At 71.5% G+C, this 18505-nt stretch carries 17 protein-coding genes; 7 read left to right on the top strand and 10 right to left on the bottom strand.

Features of this window, described 5'->3' with window-relative positions:
• The 3 genes from AB0H64_RS28570 to AB0H64_RS28560 all read right to left on the bottom strand — a co-directional run bounded on the left by AB0H64_RS28570 (window position 1) and on the right by AB0H64_RS28560 (window position 3163).
• Window positions 1-945 (bottom strand): sugar ABC transporter permease, encoded by a 945-nt coding sequence (locus AB0H64_RS28570; RefSeq protein WP_357630500.1) that lies wholly within the window; start codon window positions 943-945, stop codon window positions 1-3.
• A gap of 11 nt (window positions 946-956) precedes the next feature.
• Window positions 957-2309, bottom strand: a complete 1353-nt coding sequence (locus AB0H64_RS28565) for a sugar ABC transporter substrate-binding protein (protein WP_357630497.1) — start codon at window positions 2307-2309, stop codon at window positions 957-959.
• 140 nt (window positions 2310-2449) lie between these two features.
• Window positions 2450-3163 carry a hypothetical protein gene (locus AB0H64_RS28560; protein WP_357630494.1) on the bottom strand — a complete coding sequence of 238 codons (714 nt, stop codon included), beginning with the start codon at window positions 3161-3163 and terminating at the stop codon, window positions 2450-2452.
• Between the two features lie 183 nt (window positions 3164-3346).
• On the opposite strand from AB0H64_RS28560, the gene AB0H64_RS28555 reads away from it, so the two are divergent.
• From AB0H64_RS28555 to AB0H64_RS28530, 6 genes are all read left to right on the top strand, one after another.
• Window positions 3347-4012, top strand: a complete 666-nt coding sequence (locus AB0H64_RS28555) for an NAD(P)H-binding protein (protein ID WP_357630492.1) — start codon at window positions 3347-3349, stop codon at window positions 4010-4012.
• 137 nt (window positions 4013-4149) lie between these two features.
• Window positions 4150-5058, top strand: coding sequence for a hypothetical protein (locus AB0H64_RS28550; RefSeq protein ID WP_357630490.1), 909 nt, complete (start codon window positions 4150-4152; stop codon window positions 5056-5058).
• Window positions 5055-7028 carry a hypothetical protein gene (locus AB0H64_RS28545; protein ID WP_357630488.1) on the top strand — a complete coding sequence of 658 codons (1974 nt, stop codon included), beginning with the start codon at window positions 5055-5057 and terminating at the stop codon, window positions 7026-7028. The genes AB0H64_RS28550 and AB0H64_RS28545 overlap by 4 nt, the downstream gene beginning before the upstream one ends.
• Before the next feature lie 165 nt (window positions 7029-7193).
• A complete protein-coding gene (locus AB0H64_RS28540) occupies window positions 7194-8276 on the top strand; it encodes an LLM class flavin-dependent oxidoreductase (RefSeq protein WP_357630485.1) in 1083 nt (360 codons plus the stop codon).
• 35 nt (window positions 8277-8311) lie between these two features.
• The gene (locus tag AB0H64_RS28535) at window positions 8312-8971 is read left to right on the top strand and encodes an FMN reductase (RefSeq protein ID WP_357630482.1); all 660 of its coding nucleotides are present in this window, start codon (window positions 8312-8314) and stop codon (window positions 8969-8971) included.
• A 93-nt stretch (window positions 8972-9064) separates the two neighbouring features.
• Window positions 9065-9838 carry a chitosanase gene (locus tag AB0H64_RS28530; RefSeq protein WP_357630479.1) on the top strand — a complete coding sequence of 258 codons (774 nt, stop codon included), beginning with the start codon at window positions 9065-9067 and terminating at the stop codon, window positions 9836-9838.
• Window positions 9839-9884: 46 nt separating this feature from the next.
• On the opposite strand, the gene AB0H64_RS28525 is transcribed toward AB0H64_RS28530, so the two are convergent.
• The 3 genes from AB0H64_RS28525 to AB0H64_RS28515 all read right to left on the bottom strand — a co-directional run bounded on the left by AB0H64_RS28525 (window position 9885) and on the right by AB0H64_RS28515 (window position 11963).
• Window positions 9885-10178, bottom strand: coding sequence for a helix-turn-helix transcriptional regulator (locus AB0H64_RS28525; protein ID WP_357630477.1), 294 nt, complete (start codon window positions 10176-10178; stop codon window positions 9885-9887).
• Window positions 10179-10245: 67 nt separating this feature from the next.
• Window positions 10246-10911 (bottom strand): response regulator transcription factor, encoded by a 666-nt coding sequence (locus tag AB0H64_RS28520; RefSeq protein ID WP_357630474.1) that lies wholly within the window; start codon window positions 10909-10911, stop codon window positions 10246-10248.
• Entirely contained in the window at window positions 10908-11963 is a 1056-nt protein-coding gene (locus tag AB0H64_RS28515) for a histidine kinase (RefSeq protein ID WP_357630472.1), read from the bottom strand. Before AB0H64_RS28515 ends, AB0H64_RS28520 begins: the two co-directional genes overlap by 4 nt.
• A gap of 159 nt (window positions 11964-12122) precedes the next feature.
• Here AB0H64_RS28515 and AB0H64_RS28510 point away from each other — a divergent pair, with 159 nt between their 5' ends.
• A complete protein-coding gene (locus AB0H64_RS28510; protein WP_357630470.1) occupies window positions 12123-12683 on the top strand; it encodes a hypothetical protein in 561 nt (186 codons plus the stop codon).
• 59 nt (window positions 12684-12742) lie between these two features.
• Here AB0H64_RS28510 and AB0H64_RS28505 read toward each other — a convergent pair whose 3' ends face one another.
• The 4 genes from AB0H64_RS28505 to rhaI all read right to left on the bottom strand — a co-directional run bounded on the left by AB0H64_RS28505 (window position 12743) and on the right by rhaI (window position 18494).
• Window positions 12743-13702 (bottom strand): superoxide dismutase, encoded by a 960-nt coding sequence (locus AB0H64_RS28505; protein ID WP_357630468.1) that lies wholly within the window; start codon window positions 13700-13702, stop codon window positions 12743-12745.
• A gap of 72 nt (window positions 13703-13774) precedes the next feature.
• Window positions 13775-15190: an L-fucose/L-arabinose isomerase family protein gene (locus AB0H64_RS28500; RefSeq protein WP_357630465.1), complete on the bottom strand. Its 1416-nt coding sequence runs from the start codon at window positions 15188-15190 to the stop codon at window positions 13775-13777.
• Window positions 15191-15309: 119 nt separating this feature from the next.
• Window positions 15310-17349 (bottom strand): bifunctional aldolase/short-chain dehydrogenase, encoded by a 2040-nt coding sequence (locus AB0H64_RS28495; protein ID WP_357630462.1) that lies wholly within the window; start codon window positions 17347-17349, stop codon window positions 15310-15312.
• A complete protein-coding gene (gene rhaI / locus AB0H64_RS28490) occupies window positions 17349-18494 on the bottom strand; it encodes an L-rhamnose isomerase (protein WP_357630460.1) in 1146 nt (381 codons plus the stop codon). Before rhaI ends, AB0H64_RS28495 begins: the two co-directional genes overlap by 1 nt.
• Window positions 18495-18505 lie beyond the last annotated feature (11 nt).

Raw genomic sequence — 18505 nt, 5'->3', positions numbered from 1 at the left:
TCACCACGCCCTCCGCCCCTTCCTGTTGACCAGCCGGAGGAAGCCGAAGGAGATCACGAACGCCATGATGGCGATGAGGGTGGCCTCCGCCGAGGCGAGGTGGATGTTGGCCTGCCCGAAAGCCTGGTTGTAGGCGGCCAGGTTGGGCGTGTAGTCGCTGTTGATGGCCGTGGTCAGCGGCTTGAGGATGAGCGGCTCGACGAAGAGCTGGAGCGTGCCGATGAGCGTGAACACCGTGATGAGGATCAGCGGCGCCCGCACCAGCGGCACCTTGACGTGCCAGGCGATGCGCAGCTCGCTCGCCCCGTCGACGCGGGCCGCCTCGTACAGCTCCTGCGGGATGGCCTGCAGCCCGGCGATCAGCACCAGCATGTTGTAGCCGGCGAACTGCCAGGTGGCGATGTTGGCGATGGACAGCAGGATCGTCTGCGGCGACAGGAAGTCGTGCGGCAGGCCCGCCGCGGCCAGCACGTCGATGAGCGGGCTCGTCTGCGGCACGTACAGGAAGCCCCACAGCAGCGAGGCGATCACGCCCGGCACGCCGTACGGCAGGAAGAACGACACCCGGAAGAACGCCCGGAACCGGGCCCGCGCCGAGTCGAGCAGCAGGGCCAGCGCCAGGGCGGCGACCACCATGACCGGCACCTCGACGAGGCTGAACACCAGCACCCGTCCGATGCTCGCCACGAACGCCTCGCTGGTGAGCGCGGCGGCGTAGTTGCCCAGGCCGGCGAACTCCAGCACCGGCTCGGTCAGCCCGAGGCCGCTGCTGGTGAGCCGGAAGAAGCTCTGGTGGACGGCGTAGCCGATCGGCGCCAGGTAGAAGAGCGCGAAGGCGACGAAGAACGGCACGACGAAGACCGCCACGTGCGCCCGGGGACGGCGGGGGCGCCGCCGGGACGTGCTCGTCGTGCCCGTCGTGCCCGCCGGTGTCCGCTGCAGCACCCCCGCCACCGTCAGCCGCCCGTCACGACGCTCAGGCCCTTGGCCTTGAGCTGCTCGACCATCGCCTGCTGGGTCTTGGCGAAGGCGTCGGTGAGGGTGCCCTGGCCCTGGACGGCGGCCTTGGCGTTGTCGGTGAGCGTGGCGTAGAGGGCGTCGCTCACCGGCGGCCAGCGCCAGTCCGTGGTCACGGCCGCGTCGGACTCCTTGAAGACGTCCCAGATGTTCTGGCCGCCGTAGAAGGGGAAGACGGTGTCGTCCTTCTGCAGGTTGGTGACCTTGCTGGTGTCCTTGACCGACGGCCAGCCGTAGCCGGCGGACAGGAGCGTGTTGACGCTCTGCGGGTCGCTGTTGAGCCAGACCGCGAACTCGGTGGCCGCGGCGGGGTTCTTCGTGCCCTTGAGTATCGCCGAGGAGGAGCCGCCGCCCCAGCTCGCCGAGGTGAACGCCGTGGCGCCGGGCCACTGCGGCATCGGGGCGACGGCCCACTTGCCGGAGGTGCCGGGGGCGTTGCCGCGGATGATCGCGTCGCCCCAGGAGCCGCCGATCCAGCCCACGATGCCGCCGGTCTGCAGGTCCTTGTACCAGGCGTTGGACAGGTCGGCCTCGGTCTTGAGCACCTTGTCGTCCAGCAGCTTCTGCCAGAAGGCGGCCATCTTGCGGGTGTCGGGGTTGTCGATGGTGACCTTCCAGGAGTCACCCTCGGTGCCGAACCACTGCTGGCCCGCCTGCTGCGCCAGGGAGATCAGCCACGGCGCCTGGTTGGCGGCGAACGTGGAGATGTAGGCGTCCTTGTCCTTCTTGCGGATGGTCGCGGCGGCCGCGGCGAAGTCGTCCCAGGTCTTGGGCGCCTCGATGCCCCACTTGTCGAACAGGTCCTTGCGGTAGTAAAAGCCCATCGGGCCGCTGGCCTGCGGGATCGCGTAGACCTTGCCGCCGAAGACGCCGGTCTGCCACTGCCAGTCGACGAACTTCGCCGCGTCGTCCCCGGCGTACTCGGTGACGTCCTGCAGCGCGCCGTTGACGAGGAACGAGGGCAGGGAGTCGTAGCCGACCTGCGCCACGTCGGGGGCGTTGCCCGCCTTCACCGCGGCGAGCATCTTGGCGTATCCGCCGTCGGGGCCGGGGGTGATGGTCTCCAGGTTGACCTTGACGCCGGGGTGGGAGGCGTTGAACTGGTCGACCGCCTTCTGGATGTCGGGCACCCACGACCAGAACGTGAGCGTCACCGGCTTGGCCGGATCGCCGCTCGCTCCGCCGCCCGCCGGCGTGCCGACCGGCTCACCGCCTCCGCCGCACGCCGCGGCGAGGCCGATCGCGGCGGCCGCGGCCGCGATCCTCGCCGCCCGGGAGATCTTCGATCCCATGCTGACTCCCTTCCAACGGAACGCCTGACCTCGGGTTCCGGCTTGGTGGGAGACATTATTGGTATTTTATTAATAATGCAATGGCGTTACGTGACCGTTGCCGGGAAGGGCGCGCCCGCCCTCCCCGGAGGCCACGACGCTCACTCGTCCGGCTTGAAGGTGAAGGTCGAGGGCGCCTTGAAGGAGGGGTCCGGCTTGCCGTACACGAGCGAGATCTGCTCGTGGGCCTTGATGACGATGGCGGCGGGGTCGCCCGCGACGGCCCGGCCGTTCACCTCGGCGGTCAGCGTGTGGCCGGCGTCCGCCTTCAGCGCGCCGATCCGGTCCGCCGACAGCGTGACGCCCCACTGCTGGAAGACCTGGCCGAGGGTGAAGGACTCGCCCTTGGTGTGCGGCTCGACGTGGATGACGCCGCGGTCGTCGTGGGTGTGCAGGGGCGTCATCTCCTCGTCCACGATGCCGATGTCGGCGGGCACCTCGACCTCCTCGCCGTCGACGAAGACGCTGAGGTGGGCGTGGTAGTGCTCGGCGTGGCCCATCGGCCCGGGGGTCAGGCCGGCGGCCCTGATGCCGGGCATCGGGTCGGCGGGGACCGGCCAGGGCGGGGTGCCGCCGTCCGCGGGACGCGGGGCGTGCGCGCGGGCGTACTGGAAGACGGCGACGCCGGCGGCGGTCAGCGCGACGGCGGCGAGGCCGGCGACCAGGACGCGGGCGCCCACGCGACGGCGGCGGGTGGCGCCGGGGCCGGCGGGGAGCTCGGCCGGGGGCTCGACGGTCGGCACGGAAGCGGGCTCGGACGTGGGCTCGGGGGGATCGGCGAGCCGCTGCTGCTGGTGAATCGCCTCGGGTGACATGCGCCCATGATGAGCGAGAAGGCGCGCCGCGGGGATGGCCCGCGCACAGGCCGGATCCGGCCGTCTTTACCGGCCACCGGGCCGGGGTCCCCCCGGTCGCGGCCCAGGGGTGGGGTGCCGGACGGCGCCGAGCCTGGGATGATCGGTACGAGCGCGTGACATTCCGCTCGGAACGGAGCCCGGATGAAAGTCATCGTCTTCGGCGCGACCGGCATGGTCGGGCAGGGCGTGCTGCGGGAGTGCCTGGAGGACGACCGGGTGGAGTCCGTGCTCGCGGTGGGCCGCGCCCCCACCGGGCGCTCCCACCCCAAGCTGCGCGAGGTGACGCACGCCGACCTGCTGGACCTCACCCCGATCGAGGACGAGCTGGCCGGTCACGACGCGTGCTTCTTCTGCCTCGGCGTCTCCTCGGCGGGCATGAGCGAGGAGGACTACCGGCGGGTCACGTACGGGTTCACGCTGGCGGCCGGCACCGCGCTGGCCCGGCTCAACCCCGGCTCGACCTTCGTGTACGTCTCGGGCGCCGGGACCGACGCGGGCGGCCGGGCGATGTGGGCGCGGGTCAAGGGCGCTACCGAGGAGGCGCTGCTGGAGCTGCCGCTGGAGGCGTACATGTTCCGCCCCGGCTACATCCAGCCGGTCCACGGCGCCACGTCGCGCACGCGCTGGTACCGGCTGGCGTACGTGGTGACGGCGCCGCTGTTCCCGCTGCTCAGGAGGGTGTTCCCGGCGAGCGTGACGACGACCGAGCAGATCGGGCAGGCCATGATCACGGTGGCCGAGCACGGGGCGCCGGAGCGGATCCTCGGACCGGCCGCGATCAACGCCCTCGCGGCGGCCCGCGCCTAGACAGCGCTCACCAGCAGGGACAGTGCCGCCCACAGCCCGGACAGCGCCGCCTGGAGCCCGACAGCGCCATCGAAGCCTGACCAGCGCCTCCACGGCGGCGAGGTCCGATTGTCAGTGAGTGCCCCTAGAGTGCCCGCATGGAAGCGAAGGCCTTAGAACAAAGGCTACGTGAGCGCCCCGACGACGAGGTGACGTGGGGCGCGTACGGTGGCCGGCTGCGGGACCGGGGCGATGCCCGGGGCGAGCTGATCCGTCTGGAGCACCGCCACGCGCACGCGCGGCCCGCCGACCGGGACGACCTCAGGCGCCGGATCGATCTGCTGGTGGAGGAGCACCAGGAGCGGTGGGACGCGGAGCTGCCGCCCGGGGTGAGCGTCGAGACGCGACGGCACGGGTTCGCCGTGAAGGTCGTCGTCGAATGGTCCGAGCAGGCGCCGGCGCTCATCGCACAGGCCCTGCGTGGCCGCCTGGTGACCGGGTTGCGCATCAGGCCGGGTGCCGAGGCGGAGGACGAGGACGCGGAGTACTACAGCGACGAGCCCGACTTCGACGAGCACGACGTGCCGCTGCCACCGCCGCCCCACGAGGCCGGCGCCCTGGCCGACCTCGGCCTCGGCGGGCTCACCGAGCTCAGCCTCGCGTACCTCCGCATCGGCGATCCCGGCGCGGAGGCACTCGCCGCCGCGACCTCGGACGGCCGGATCGAGACGCTCGACCTGCGCTACTGCGGTGTCGGCGACGCCGGCGTGGCGGCCCTGTGCGCGTCCCCGTCCTTCCGCGGCGTCCGGCGCCTGCACCTTCAGTGCAACCGGCTCACCGCCGAGGGCGTGCGCGCCCTGGCGGGTCTCGAGCGGCTGGAGGAGCTCGACCTCCGCTACAACCGGATCGGCCCGGCCGGGGCGCGGGCCCTGGCCGAGGCGTCGTTCGCCGGCTCGCTCAAGCGCCTGTTCCTCTACGGCGGCGACGTCGAGGACGCCGGTGTGCAGGTCCTGGCGAACGCCCCGCAGCTTCCGGCCGCCCTGCGCAGCTTCTGGAGGAGCGTGTGAGCATCCGACTCCGCGACCGCTTCTTCGCCCTGTCGGCCGGTCAGGCCCCCGCGGACGAGGTCGCCCGCTACCTCGCCGAGGTCGACGCGACGGACACGGAGCCCGCCGCGACGCTGGACGGGCTGGGGATCTCCTGGCACCCGACCGCGCGTTTCAAGGCGGTGCGCTTCGTCGACGCCGAGCGCATCGACGAAGGCGCGCGCGAGCGGTTCGCGCGGCCCAGCGAACTGGCGCCCCACCTGGCCGCCGTCTTCGTCGATCCGCGTGAGCTGTCGTTCCGCACGTTCGAGAACATCGTGCCGCTCGACCGCTGGTTCGCGGACGCCCCCCTGGAGCTGGAGTTGAGCGAGCCCGTGGAGCTCGCCAAGGACGCGTACGCGTCGTCGCTGCGGCTCCCGGACGCCGGCCGCGCCCGCCTCGAAGGTCTCGACACGCTCGGCCTCTACATCCCGCCGCTCAATGCCGCCACCCGCGGCGGCGAACGCTTCATCTTCCATTCGGCGCTGCTCGCCGAGGCGCTCACCGAGGCGATGCGCAAGGCGATGCCGGAGCCGATGCTCGACGGCTTCTCGCACGTCAACCCGGTGTTCCGCTGCAACCGTTTCGAGCCAGGCGACGCCAACTTCCACCGTCACCGCGACACTCCGTACTACGACGCCGCACGCGGGCACATCTCCCGCTACACGGTGCTGCTCTACCTCACCGGCGGCACGGGGGAGCCCGCGCTCGACCTCACCGCAGGCGCGGCGGTCGCGGACATCGAGAGCTTCACCTGCGTCGTCTTCGACCAGCGGTACGAGCACGAAGGCGCGCCCTTCCGTGACGGCCGCAAGGTCTTCCTCCGCACCGAGCTGATCTTCGCCGAGGACCCCCAGGTCGCCCACGACCCGGAGATCGGCGCGCTGTTCAGCAAGGCCTGCTACCTGACCGGCGAGAGCGTCTTCGCCCCCGAGCTGGCGCGCCACGCCGACGCCTGCTACAACCAGGTCGCCGCCGCCCACTGGAACGGCCTCACCCGCGGACCCGCGCGCGAGCCCTACCTCCATAAACAGTTCCGCGGCGTGCACTTCGTCGCCAACGGCTACGACTTCTGGTTCGCCAAGAGCGACGGGCTGACGCTCGCCGAGTGCGCCGCGATCACGCTGCTCGACTACTTCAACTGCAAGCTCGGCGAGACCGTTTTCCGTGACGCGTGTGAGCCGGCCGTGATCGAGGCCGAGGACGACGCCTGGATCCCGGCCTTCCTCAAGGAGAAGGGCGGCGCCCCCGCGCCGGCCGTGGCGCCGTTCGACAAGTCCCTCCTCTTCCCCGAGTCGGAGCTGACGGACGGTGTCTGCTGCCCGTTCCACGACCTGGGCCAGTTCGACCCCACGCGCTTCGACGAGATCGTCGACCTCAACGAGCGCGCGCAGAGCTTCGCCAAGGCACACATCATGCCGGCGCCGATCCTGATGCTCGGGCAGGACGTGGTCCTCGACCCGGAGAAGTTCGTGATCCGCGGCAACCAGATCCACGTGCTGGGCAAGGAGTCGCTCACCCCGGTGAACTTCGCCGCGTGCTGGAACGCCGGCGGGATTCCCGCCAACTACATCGACGTGGCGGCCACCGTCGGCACGGAGCACTTCCTCGTCCCGCCGATCCTCTTCTCCGAGACCGACGACTGTTACCACCTGCGGTTCGACTTCTTCCGCAACACCTGGATGGTGAAGCGTCAGCGGGAGACCGTCCCCGTCCCCAAGATCAGCTCGCTCGCCGAGCTGGACCACTATGAGCTCGAGGACGAAGGGCCCCAGCCCTGGATGGACGCCGTCGATCCCGCGCTGGTCCAGGGCGGCCGGCGCATGCACAGGACCCCGTGGTGGGCCGACGGCTCGCCCCTGGTCGACGAGCTCTACGACTATCTCAGCGACTACGAGTACGAAGGCTACGAAGACGAAGACGACGAGGACGAGGACGAGGACGACGAGTAGGGCGAGGAGCGGAGCCTGACGGACTCCGCCGGGAGGCCTCTCCCCCACCCGCCAGAGCCCACCCGTCGACGGCGCCTCGGCCCCACGATCATGGTGGAATAAGCCGGGGCGCCGTCGCGCTGACGTAGCTGTTAAAGTTTCAACTGTCATAGGTGGTGACTAAAGATGCAGTTCGGCGTCTTCAGCGTCGGCGACGTGACCACGGACCCCACCACGGGCCGCGCACCGACCGAGAACGAGCGCATCAAGGCGATGGTGTCCATCGCCCTCAAGGCCGAGGAGGTCGGCCTCGACGTGTTCGCGACCGGGGAGCACCACAACCCGCCGTTCGTGCCCTCGTCGCCGACCACGATGCTCGGCTACATCGCGGCGCGGACCGAGCGGCTGATCCTGTCCACGTCCACGACGCTGATCACCACCAACGACCCCGTCAAGATCGCCGAGGACTACGCCATGCTCCAGCACCTGGCCGACGGCCGGGTGGACCTGATGCTGGGCCGCGGCAACACCGGTCCGGTCTACCCGTGGTTCGGCCAGGACATCCGGCAGGGCATCCCGCTGGCCGTCGAGAACTACGCGCTGCTGCACCGGCTGTGGCGCGAGGACGTGGTGGACTGGGAGGGCCGCTTCCGCACGCCGCTGCAGGGCTTCACCTCCACGCCGCGCCCGCTCGACGGGGTGCCGCCGTTCGTGTGGCACGGCTCCATCCGCAGCCCGGAGATCGCCGAGCAGGCCGCGTACTACGGCGACGGGTTCTTCGCCAACAACATCTTCTGGCCGAAGGACCACTTCATCAAGCTGATCAGCCTCTACCGGCAGCGGTACGCCCACTACGGCCACGGCACGCCGGAGCAGGCGATCGTGGGCCTCGGCGGGCAGGTGTTCATGCGCAGGAACTCCCAGGACGCGGTCCGCGAGTTCCGCCCGTACTTCGACAACGCCCCGGTGTACGGCCACGGGCCCTCGCTGGAGGACTTCATGGCCGAGACGCCGCTCACGGTGGGCAGCCCGCAGCAGGTCATCGACCGGACGCTGACCTTCCGCGAGCACTTCGGCGACTACCAGCGGCAGCTGTTCCTCATGGACCACGCCGGGCTGCCGCTGAAGACCGTGCTGGAGCAGCTCGACATCCTCGGCGAGGAGGTCGTGCCGGTGCTGCGCCGCGAGTTCGCCAAGGACCGCCCGGAGAGCGTGCCGGACGCCCCCACGCACGCCTCCCGTACGGCGGCCCAGCCGTCCGCCGTCTGACTTTTCCCTCGAACGCGAACGACAGGAGTGTGACCATGAAGCTCGTCGCCGTGTCGGCGGGGCTCAGCGAGCCGTCCTCCACCCGCCTGCTGGCCGACCGCCTGCTGGAGGCGGCCCGCCGCCACCTGGAGGACTCCACCGGCGCGGGCGAGCCGGCCCCGGTCGAGGTGCGCGTGGTGGAGCTGCGCGACCTGGCCGTGGACATCGCCAACGCCTTCGTCACCGGCTTCCCCGGCGCCCGGCTGCGCGAGGCCGTCGAGGCGGTCACGGGTGCGGACGGGCTGGTCGCGGTCACGCCCGTCTTCACCGCCTCCTACAGCGGCCTGTTCAAGTCGTTCTTCGACGTCATCGAGCCGGACGCGCTGGCGGGCAAGCCGGTGCTGATCGCCGCCACGGGCGGCACGGCCCGGCACTCACTGGCGCTGGAGCACGCGATGCGCCCCCTGTTCGCGTACCTGCGCGCGATCGTGGCGCCGACGGCCGTGTACGCGGCCTCGGAGGACTGGGGCGGCGGGGGCGATGCCTTTACGGACGTCCTCGGTGAGCGGATCGGGCGGGCCGCCGGCGAGCTGGCGGAGCTGGTGTCGGGCCGCGCGGCCACGGCGCGGACCAGCAGGCTGACCAGCACGGTGACCAGCACGGACGCCGAGCCGGTGGTCCCCTTCGCGCAGCAGCTCGCGGCGTTGCGGCCGTGACGGTACTCCACAGGATTCGGTGAACCCCTTGACTCCTGTGTGTCCAGTTCGTTAGGAAGGCTTCCTAACGAACCCCGGCTCACAGGAGCGCATGTGTTAACCACCCTCCTCGCCCCCGTCCTGGCGCCCGTGCTCGCGCTGACGCTCCAGGCGCCCGTCGACCTGACCGATCCGCACAAGAAGGACATCGCCATGCAGCTGGTGTCCAGCGCGGAGAACTCGTCGCTCGACTGGAAGGCCCAGTACGGCTACATCGAGGACATCGACGACGGGCGCGGCTACACCGGCGGCATCATCGGCTTCTGCTCCGGCACGAACGACATGCTGGAGCTCGTCGAGTTCTACACCGAGCGCAAGCCCGGCAACGTGCTCGCCAAGTACCTTCCCGCGCTGCGCAAGGTCAACGGCAGCGACTCCCACAAGGGCCTCGACCCCAACTTCACCAAGGACTGGAAGACGGCCGCCAAGGACGCGGTCTTCCAGCAGGCCCAGAACGACGAGCGCGACCGCGTCTACTTCAACCCGGCCGTCAAGCAGGCCAAGCAGGACGGCCTGCGGGCGCTCGGCCAGTTCGTCTACTACGACGCGATCGTCATGCACGGCCCCGGCACCGACAAGCTGAGCTTCGGCGGCATCAGGAAGTCGGCCCTGGCCAAGGCCAAGACCCCGGCCCAGGGCGGCAACGAGACGACGTACCTCAACGCGTTCCTGGACGCCCGCAAGGCGGCCATGAAGGCGGAGGAGGCGCACGAGGACACCAGCCGCGTGGACACGGCGCAGCGGGTCTTCCTCAAGAACGGCAACCTCGACCTCGACCCGCCGCTCACCTGGAAGGTCTACGGCGACAGCTACACGATCAAGAAGTAACCACCGGCCCCGGCCGCGCCCTCCGCGCGGCCGGGGTTTGGCCGCGTCAGGCCACCTTCCACGTACGGCCGCCCAGCGTGGCGACGATGTCCACCGTGCCGCCGAGGGCGGTGACATAAGCGCGGACCACGTCGATCCCGGACACCTCACCGCTCTCGATGCGGGAGACCCGCCCCTGGCTGACCCCGAGCGCCTCGGCCAGCTCCGCCTGGGTGACGCCCATCGACCGGCGCATCTCGCTGAGCTGATGACCGCGCTCGTACGCCTCAAGGCGGGCCCGAGCCGCCGTCAGACCCGCCTCCCGCTCGACGTCGCCGCGAGCCCCTCCCGGCCGCGCCACCGCGCGGCCGGGATCCGCCTCAGGGCTCCCGCGACACGCCGAGGCGGCGAGGATGGGTCGATGACCGTCAGGAATCGCCCGTTCTGAGGGCATGCGCTCGGGCGCCGGCGAAGACGAGGCCGAGTTCGTAGGCGAGGACGGCCGCCTGGGTGCGATCGCGGGCGCCGAGCTTGTCCAGGACATTGCCGACGTGCGTTTTGACCGTCTCCTTGGTGACGTGCAGGGTAGCCGCGATTTCTGCGTTGTTCTGCCCGAGCGCGATATGCCGCAGGACGTCCAGCTCGCGTGGGGTCAGTTCGACCGGCACGCGCGGCTTGGCCATGCCGAGATGCGGGGAGGCGATGCGGCGCAGTGCGTCGGGGAAGAGCACCGCGTCGCGCGTGTGCACCAGCCGGACAGCCTCCACCAGCTCGTCGGCGGGCGCGCGTTTGAGCACGTAGCCGGCGGCGCCGGCGCGCAGGGCGCCCCAGACCAGCTGGTCGTTCTCGAACGTGGTGACCACGATGACGCGCGTCGCCGGGGAGCGGCGGGCGAGCTCCTGGGTCGCGGCCAGGCCGTCCATGCGGGGCATGCGGATGTCCATCAGCACGACGTCGGCTCCGGCGCCGGCCTCGACGGCTTCGCGGCCGTCGGCTGCCTCACCCACCACTTCGATGTCGTCGTGGAGGGACAGCATGGTCGTCCAGCCCGAACGGATCAGTTTCTCGTCGTCGGCCAGGACGACCCGGATCACAGCGGCAGCCTCGCCTGTACGCGCCACGTCCCTCCCTCCTCCTCCCAGGTGCACGTCCCGCCGGCCAGGCGGGCCCGCATGCGCATGCCGGTCAGACCGCGCCCCTGCTCGCCGGAGGTGCCTGCGGTCGCGTTGTCCACGGTCAGGATCAGGTCGGCGCCGACGGCGAGGGCGAGCGTGACCGGGCCGCGCCCGTGGCGCAGGGCGTTGGTGAGCGCCTCCCGTACGATGGCGAAGGCCGCGCGTGAGGTTGCGGCCGGGATCTTGTCGAGGTGGTCGACGCTCGCGTGCACGTCGAGGCCGCGGGTGAGCGTGTCGAGCGCCTCCAGCGTGGGGCCCTCGGCCGTGATGCCGTCGTCGAGCACGCTCAGCAGCACGTCGAGGTCCTGCTGAGCGTGGCGGGCGGTCGCCGTCAGATGGTCGAGAGACTGTACGGCAAGCGCAGGCTCGGTTCGCTGCAGCGCCGCCTGGGCGGCCATGGCCTGCACCAGGACGACACTGAGGGCGTGGCCGACGGAGTCGTGCAGTTCCAGGCCGAGCGTCTGGCGGCGGCCGAGCTCGTCGATCACACGGGACGGCTCGGTGCGCAGCAGCCGGCGCGCCGCCCAGCGTTGGCCGAATCCCGCGGCGACCATCGCGGCCAGCGTGGCGGCGGCCAGCAGGAGCACCTCGGCCCGGTCGCCGGGCGCCTCGCGCCACAGTCCGCCGAGCGGGACCAGCCCGGGAGACAACGCCAGCACGCCCGCGCTGAGCGTGGCGCCGCCGTACAGGTGCAGGCTGGTCAGAGCCACCATGTAGATGCGGTCGGCCCGCTTCGGCACGTCGACGTCGAGCAGTTCCGACAGCGCGGCCACCTCCAGACGCCGCATCAGCGGCGCCATGGCGAGCAACACCGAGGCGGGCAGGCACGTCGCCCACAACACCAGCACGCGCCCCGGCGTCAGCTCGGCCAGGATCGGCAGGCCGAGCGCCACGGCGACCGGCGTCAGTAGCGCAGCGCCCAGCAGTTGGTAGATCCCGGCCCGCACGGCCTGGGCAATATGGCGCTTCACGACGACCGACGTTAGCCGACGCCTCGCCGGAGGCACTCCCTCGCCAGGGGGAGGCAGTCCGGCCCGGCCGTTCCTAGCGTGAGCGGCATGACGAGAACTGATCGGATACGCGGCGCTGCGCCGTCGCCCGCGGCGACCGCCGGAACAGAAGAATCGACAATGACCGCTCCGACCGATTCGCCGGTGATCACCGGGCGGCTGCGTACCGCATGGAGGGCCGCCCACACCCCGGTGGCCGGGGTCCCCCGCTGGGCACGGATCGCCGCCTACGCCGTCCCGTTCACCGTGCTGCCGTCCAGCCTCTGGCGGCTCCCGGCCGTGTTCGACGACGGGATCGGGGTCGGCGAGCGGGTGTACATCGTCTTCCTGTCAATCCTGTCGGAGCTGGTCGCGTTCACCGCCGTCGGGCTGGTCGCCGCCTGGGGTGAGCGGTTCCCGCGCTGGATTCCCTGGCTGCGTGGCCGCAGAGTGCCGACGCCGGCCGCTGTCATCCCCGCGACACTCGGCGCCGTGATCCTTACGGTCTTGTGGACCGCCGCCTTCGTCACTGAGTTCGCCGGAGTCACCCTTCGAGGCGAGCCCATTCCCGCGGACTTCCCCACACAGGCAGGCGGCTGGGAGGCCGCGGTCTTCTACCTCTGCTACCTCCCGCTTCTGCTGTGGGGACCACTGCTCGCCACCGTCACCTACGCCTACCACCGACGCCGCCGGAACCACTGACCCCGTCGGCACAGCACAGTTGCGGCCACGCCCTCCGCGCGGCCGGATCCCGGGCGCGGTCAGTTCCCGGCGCGGACGGACACCACCGCGTACGGGGTGTCCGGGGTCGGCGGGGTGGTGAAGCGGGCGTTGGGCAGGTAGAGGCGGTCGCCGAAGGACGCAACCGTGCTGGGCACGTCGAAGCGCGGGTCCGTCAGCCGGCGCGTGACCCGGCCCGACGAGCCGTCCTGGCCGAGCCGCACCACGGCGATCTGGTTGAGCCGGTTCTGCACCGCGTACAGGGTGCGGCCCGACAGCAGCAGGCCGTCGCCGTTCAGGAGCGTCTCGCCGCCGAGGTCCGTCTCCGTGGTGACGCCGGTGGACGGATCGACCCTGAAGAGCTTGCCCGTGTTGGACTGCACGACGAGCAGCGACCGCCGGTCCGGCGAGGGCACGATGCCGTTGGCGTTGGTGCCGGCGGCGTACCGGATGGCGCCGCTGAGCGGCACCTTGACGGCCTCGGCGGGCAGCGAGCCGTCGCGGCCGAGCGGCAGCTTGTACAGGACCGGGCCGGCGGAGTCGGTGAACCAGGCGGCGCCGCCCGTGAGCACGACGTCGTTGACGAACGTGGGCGCGCTCGCCAGCTTGTACGACCTGAGGACCTCACCGGTGCGGGCGTCCACCACCCGGGCGTCGCCGCCGGTGCCCCCGGCGACGAACAGGCGGCCCCGCCCGTCGGCCTTGATGCCGAGGGACGGCGTGCCCGGCCCCTGGCTGAAGACCGCCCCCTTGCCGGTACGCAGGTCGGCGCGGAAGAGGGAGCCGGTGGCGCGCGAGCCGAGGTAGGCCACGGGGCCGGGGCCGATCGCGATGCCCTCGGGCTGGAAGCCGTCGGGCAGAGCGAAGCCGTCCGGCAGGCCGGTGGTGGTCACCTGCGCCCGCGTCACAGGCGCAGCCGCCGTCTCGGCGGAGGCCGGGCCACCCGTGAGGGGCATGAGCAGCAGGGCGCTGAGTGCGGTCGTGAGGATCGCTGGTCTCATGAGGCCCACTCTGCCCCGCCCCCGGACCCGGATGAAGACCCGGCCGCCCGGTTCACAGAGAGTTGGGAGGAATCAGATCTCCACCAGCTCCACGTCCAGCAGGTCCGCCAGCGCCCGCAGCTCGCCGATCCGGTGGCCGGTGCCGAGGGCCCAGTGGTGGGAGATGCCGGAGGCGCTCCACGCGTCCGTCCACTCCCCCGGGTCGCGGCCGAAGTCGACCCGCGACGTCGTGTTGCCGATCTTGAGGTGCGGGCCGTCCACGGTCACGCCCTCCGAGGCGACGAACGCGAACCTGCCGTCGCGCCGCTGGATGAGCCCGAACGCCGTCACCGGCCCGTGCGCCACGTCGAACTCGACCGAGACGCCCCAGCCGCGCTTGCCGTGGAAGACGCCGAGGCCGCGCAGCAGCGGACGGCGGGCGCTGATGGCCAGGTGGGCGGGGCCGTCGTGGCCCATCTCGACGTGGCCGCGCAGGAAGTCCAGCGCCTGCAGCTCGGTGAAGGAGCCGCCCGCGCCGAGCCGGTCCATGATCAGCATGGCCAGGGAGGTGCGCAGCTCGTACTCGCCGGCCGCCGGGACGCCGCGCGCCGTGAGCAGCGACGCCCCGAGGATCATGCCGGCGCCGAGCCGCTCGTGGATCTCGCCGTCCAGCCCGCGGTGGTAGTAGGCGAGGCTGTCCAGGTCGAAGTCCTCCACCAGCCGGTCGAGGCCCACGGAGACGCGGGCCGCCCACTCGAAGTCCTCGGGCACGACCGTGTCGGCCAGCTCGAACACCTCGCGGGCCAGCTCGACGCGCTCCTTGACCTCGGTGTCGCCGACCTTCTCCACCCGTACGCGCAGGTCGTCGAACTCCAGGACCTCGACGTGGCCGCCGAAGTTGACGGGGACGAGCGTGAGGTCGGTGGAGACGTCGAGCATGCCCGGGTACAGGTGGCCCATCAGCCCGTGGCGGCCCTTGCCCAGCGCCGCGCGCACGCCGGCGGCCTTGACCCACCGCTCGATGCGCTCCCAGGCGCGCGGGTCCTCCAGGTAGCCCGACACGGAGCGGAACGGGATGCCGGCCCGGGTGAAGGTATTGGCCATCTCCGGCAGCGGGCAGGCGCCGCAGTAGGCCAGCCACTGGCCGGTGTCGAAGGTGTCGTGGTCCATCGACTCGGTCGGCTGCAGGTTGATGAGCAGCACGGGAGCGCCGCTGCGCTGTGCGATGGGCAGCAGCATGGTGGCGGTCATGTAGGTGGTGAGGAAGCCGACGATGATGTCGCAGCCGGCCTCGCGCAGCCGTTCCGCCGCGACCGCGCCCTCCTGGGCGTCGGAGATGAAGCCGACGTCCACCACGTCGCAGCCGAGCTCCCCCATCCGCTCCGACACGCGCGCGGACGACCGCTGGAGCTGGGGCAGCAGGTCGGGGAACTGCGGCCAGTACGCGCCGAGCCCGCCGGCGACGAGCCCGACCTTGGTCCGGGGTGCGTTTATCCGTTCGAGCGGCATCGTGCCTCCTGGGGTGTTAGAGCCGTTTTGGGGGGTAGCGGGATTCGGGGACAGAGGGAGGCGGTGCCGCCGGCGACGGATCATATGCCGGCGGCACCGCTGTGCGCCGCGGAAGACTGCTAGCGCAGGAAGGCGGCGGCCACGCCCGCGTCGACCGGGATGTGCAGGCCGGTGGTCTGCGCCAGGTCGCCGCCCGTGAGGGCGAAGACCGCCGCGGCCACGTGCTCGGGCAGCACCTCGCGCTTGAGCAGCGTCCGCTGGGCGTAGAACTCGCCGAGCCGCTCCTCCTCCACCCCGTACACGGCCGCCCGGTTGGCGCCCCAGCCGGAGGCGAAGATGCCGGAGCCGCGCACGACGCCGTCGGGGTTGACGCCGTTCACGCGCACGCCGTACTGGCCGAGCTCGGCGGCCAGGAGCCGTACCTGGTGGGCCTGGTCGGCCTTGGCGGCGCCGTAGGCGACGTTGTTGGGCCCCGCGAAGACGGAGTTCTTCGAGGAGATGTAGATGATGTCGCCGCCCATGCCCTGGTCGATGAGCACGCGGGCGCTCTCGCGGGAGACGAGGAACGAGCCGCGGGCCATGACGTCGTGCTGGAGGTCCCAGTCGCCGAGCGTGGTCTCCAGCAGGGAGCGCGACAGGGACAGCCCGGCGTTGTTGACGATCAGGTCGACGCCGCCGAAGGCGAGGACCGCCTGCCGTACGGCCTCGGTGACCTGCTCCTCGGAGGTGACGTCCGCCTCGGCGGCGATCGCCACGTCCTCGGCGCGCAGCGCCTTGGCGCCGAGCTCGGCGGCGACCTTGCCGGCGGCGGCCACGTCGCGGTCGGCGACGACCACGCACGCGCCCTCGGCGGCCAGGCGGCGGGCGGTGGCGGCGCCGATGCCGGAGCCGCCGCCGGTGACCAGGGCGACCCGGCCGGCCAGCGGCTTGGGCGCGGGCATGCGCCGCAGCTTGGCCTCCTCCAGCTCCCAGTACTCGATGCGGAACTTCTCCGACTCCGCGATCGGCTGGTAGCGGGACAGGGCCTCGGCGCCGCGCATCACGTTGATGGCGTTGACGTAGAACTCGCCGGCGACGCGCGCGGTCTGCTTGTCCTTGCCGAAGCTGAACATGCCGACGCCGGGCACCAGCACGATCGCCGGGTCCGCGCCGCGCATGGGCGGCGAGTCGGGGGTGGCGTGGCGGGCGTAGTAGGCGGCGTACTCCTCGCGGTAGGAGGCGTGCAGCTCGCGCAGGCGGGCCACGGCCTCCTCCAGCGGGGCGTCCGGCGCGAGGTCCAGCACGAGCGGCGCGACCTTGGTGCGCAGGAAGTGGTCCGGGCAGGACGTGCCGAGCGCGGCGAGCCTGGGGTGCTCGGCGCGGGCCAGGAAGTCGAGCACCTCGGGCGAGTCGGTGTAGTGGCCGACCTGCCGCGCGTCGGTGCTGGCCAGGCCGCGCACCACCGGGAACAGCTCGGCCGCGCGGCGGCGGCGGGCCTCCTCGGCCAGCGGCTCGTGCACGACCGGGCCGAACGGGTCGGGACGGCCGTGCTCGGCGATGTACCGCTCGGCGGTGCGGATGATCTCCAGGGAGTTGGCCTGGCACTCCTCGCTGGTGGCGCCCCAGGCGGTGACGCCGTGGCCGCCGAGGATGCAGCCGATGGCCTGCGGGTTCGCCTCCTTGATGGCGGCGATGTCGAGGCCGAGCTGGAAGCCGGGCCGCCGCCACGGCACCCACACGACCCGGTCGCCGAAGATCCGGCCGGTCAGCTCGGGGCCGTCGGCGGCGGTCGCGATGGCGATGCCGGAGTCGGGGTGCAGGTGGTCCACGTGCGTGGCCTCGACGAGGCCGTGCATGGCGGTGTCGATGGACGGCGCGGCGCCGCCCTTGCCGTGCAGGCAGTAGTCGAACGCGGCGACCATCTCGTCCTCGCGCTCGGGACCGGGATAGACCCGGGTCAGCGCGCGGAGCCGGTCGAGCCGGAGCACGGCCAGCCCGGCCGCGGTGAGGGTGCCGAGGTCGCCCCCGGACCCCTTCACCCACATCAGCTCCACCTGCTCGCCCGTCACCGGGTCGGTCTCGCTGCCCTTGGCGGAGGCGTTGCCCCCGGCGTAGTTGGTGTTGCGCGGGTCTGCGCCCAGCGCGTGTGCTCGTTCGAGCAGTTCCTGTACGGCCTGCATCAGGCTCCCCACCCTGCCTGCGCGCCGCCGACCCTCTCGGCGGCGATCTTGTCGAAGTAACCGGACCTGGCGTACGCGGCCATCGGGTCCGGGTCCAGCCCCATCTCCTCGCGCAGCTCGGCGAGCAGGGGGCGGACGTCGGTGTTGTAGGCGTCCATGAGCACGGCGTTGGCGCCGAGCACGTCGCCCTCGCGCTGCGCGGCGGCCAGCGCGTCACGGTCCACGAGGAGGGCCTTGGCGGTCGCCTCCTGAACGTTCATGACCGACCGGATCTGGCCGGGGATCTTGGGCTCGATGTTGTGGCACTGGTCGAGCATGAACGCGGTCTCGTCGGTGTACCCGCCGCCGCGGATCACCTCGCACATGATGCGGAACAGCTGGAACGGGTCGGCCGCGCCCACCATGAGGTCGTCGTCGGCGTAGAAGCGGGAGTTGAAGTCGAAGCCGCCGAGCTTCCCCTCGCGCAGCAGGAACGCCACGATGAACTCGATGTTGGTGCCCGGCGCGTGGTGGCCGGTGTCGACCACGACCTGCGCCTTCGGGCCCAGCTTGAGGCAGTGCGCGTAGGCGGCGCCCCAGTCCGGCAGGTCCGTCATGTAGAAGGCCGGCTCGAACAGCTTGTACTCCAGCAGGAACCGCTGCTCCTCCCCGAGCCGCTCGTAGACGGCGGCCAGGGCCTCGGCGAGCCGGTCCTGGCGCGAGCGGATGTCGTCCTGGCCGGGGTAGTTGGTGCCGTCGGAGAACCACAGCTTGAGCGTGTCGGACCCGGTCTGGTCCATGATGTCCACGCACTCCAGCAGGTGGCCCAGCGCCTTCTTGCGCACGGCCGGGTCCGGGTGGGTGACGCTGCCCAGCTTGTAGTCGTCGTCCTGGAACACGTTGGAGTTGATGGCGCCGATCGTCACGCCCAGCTCCGAGGCGTGCCGGGCCAGGTCGGCGTAGTCGTCGACCTTGTCCCAGGGGATGTGCAGGGCGACGGTCGGCGCGACGCCCGTGTGGCGGTGCACCTGCGCGGCGTCCGCCAGCTTCTCGTACGGGTCGCGCGGCACGCCCTGCTGGGCGAACACCTTGAACCTGGTGCCGGAGTTGCCGTACGCCCACGACGGCGTCTCGATGCGCTGCCGGCGCAGCTCTTCCTTGATCAATGCCTTCCCCG

The sequence above is a fragment of the Nonomuraea sp. NPDC050733 genome (genome assembly GCF_040654215.1).
Taxonomy (GTDB): Bacteria; Actinomycetota; Actinomycetes; order Streptosporangiales; family Streptosporangiaceae; genus Nonomuraea.
This window is presented reverse-complemented; position numbering and strand designations above follow the sequence as displayed.

Bases quoted from the DNA above. Each gene is read 5' to 3' on its own strand.
- AB0H64_RS28565 (WP_357630497.1), bottom strand. From the start codon at position 2,309: ATGGGATCGAAGATCTCCCGGGCGGCGAGGATCGCGGCCGCGGCCGCC.
- AB0H64_RS28560 (WP_357630494.1), bottom strand. From the start codon at position 3,163: ATGTCACCCGAGGCGATTCACCAGCAGCAGCGGCTCGCCGATCCCCCC.
- AB0H64_RS28555 (WP_357630492.1), top strand. From the start codon at position 3,347: ATGAAAGTCATCGTCTTCGGCGCGACCGGCATGGTCGGGCAGGGCGTG.
- AB0H64_RS28550 (WP_357630490.1), top strand. From the start codon at position 4,150: ATGGAAGCGAAGGCCTTAGAACAAAGGCTACGTGAGCGCCCCGACGAC.
- AB0H64_RS28540 (WP_357630485.1), top strand. From the start codon at position 7,194: ATGCAGTTCGGCGTCTTCAGCGTCGGCGACGTGACCACGGACCCCACC.
- AB0H64_RS28535 (WP_357630482.1), top strand. From the start codon at position 8,312: ATGAAGCTCGTCGCCGTGTCGGCGGGGCTCAGCGAGCCGTCCTCCACC.
- AB0H64_RS28510 (WP_357630470.1), top strand. From the start codon at position 12,123: ATGACCGCTCCGACCGATTCGCCGGTGATCACCGGGCGGCTGCGTACC.
- AB0H64_RS28505 (WP_357630468.1), bottom strand. From the start codon at position 13,702: ATGAGACCAGCGATCCTCACGACCGCACTCAGCGCCCTGCTGCTCATG.
- AB0H64_RS28500 (WP_357630465.1), bottom strand. From the start codon at position 15,190: ATGCCGCTCGAACGGATAAACGCACCCCGGACCAAGGTCGGGCTCGTC.
- AB0H64_RS28495 (WP_357630462.1), bottom strand. From the start codon at position 17,349: ATGCAGGCCGTACAGGAACTGCTCGAACGAGCACACGCGCTGGGCGCA.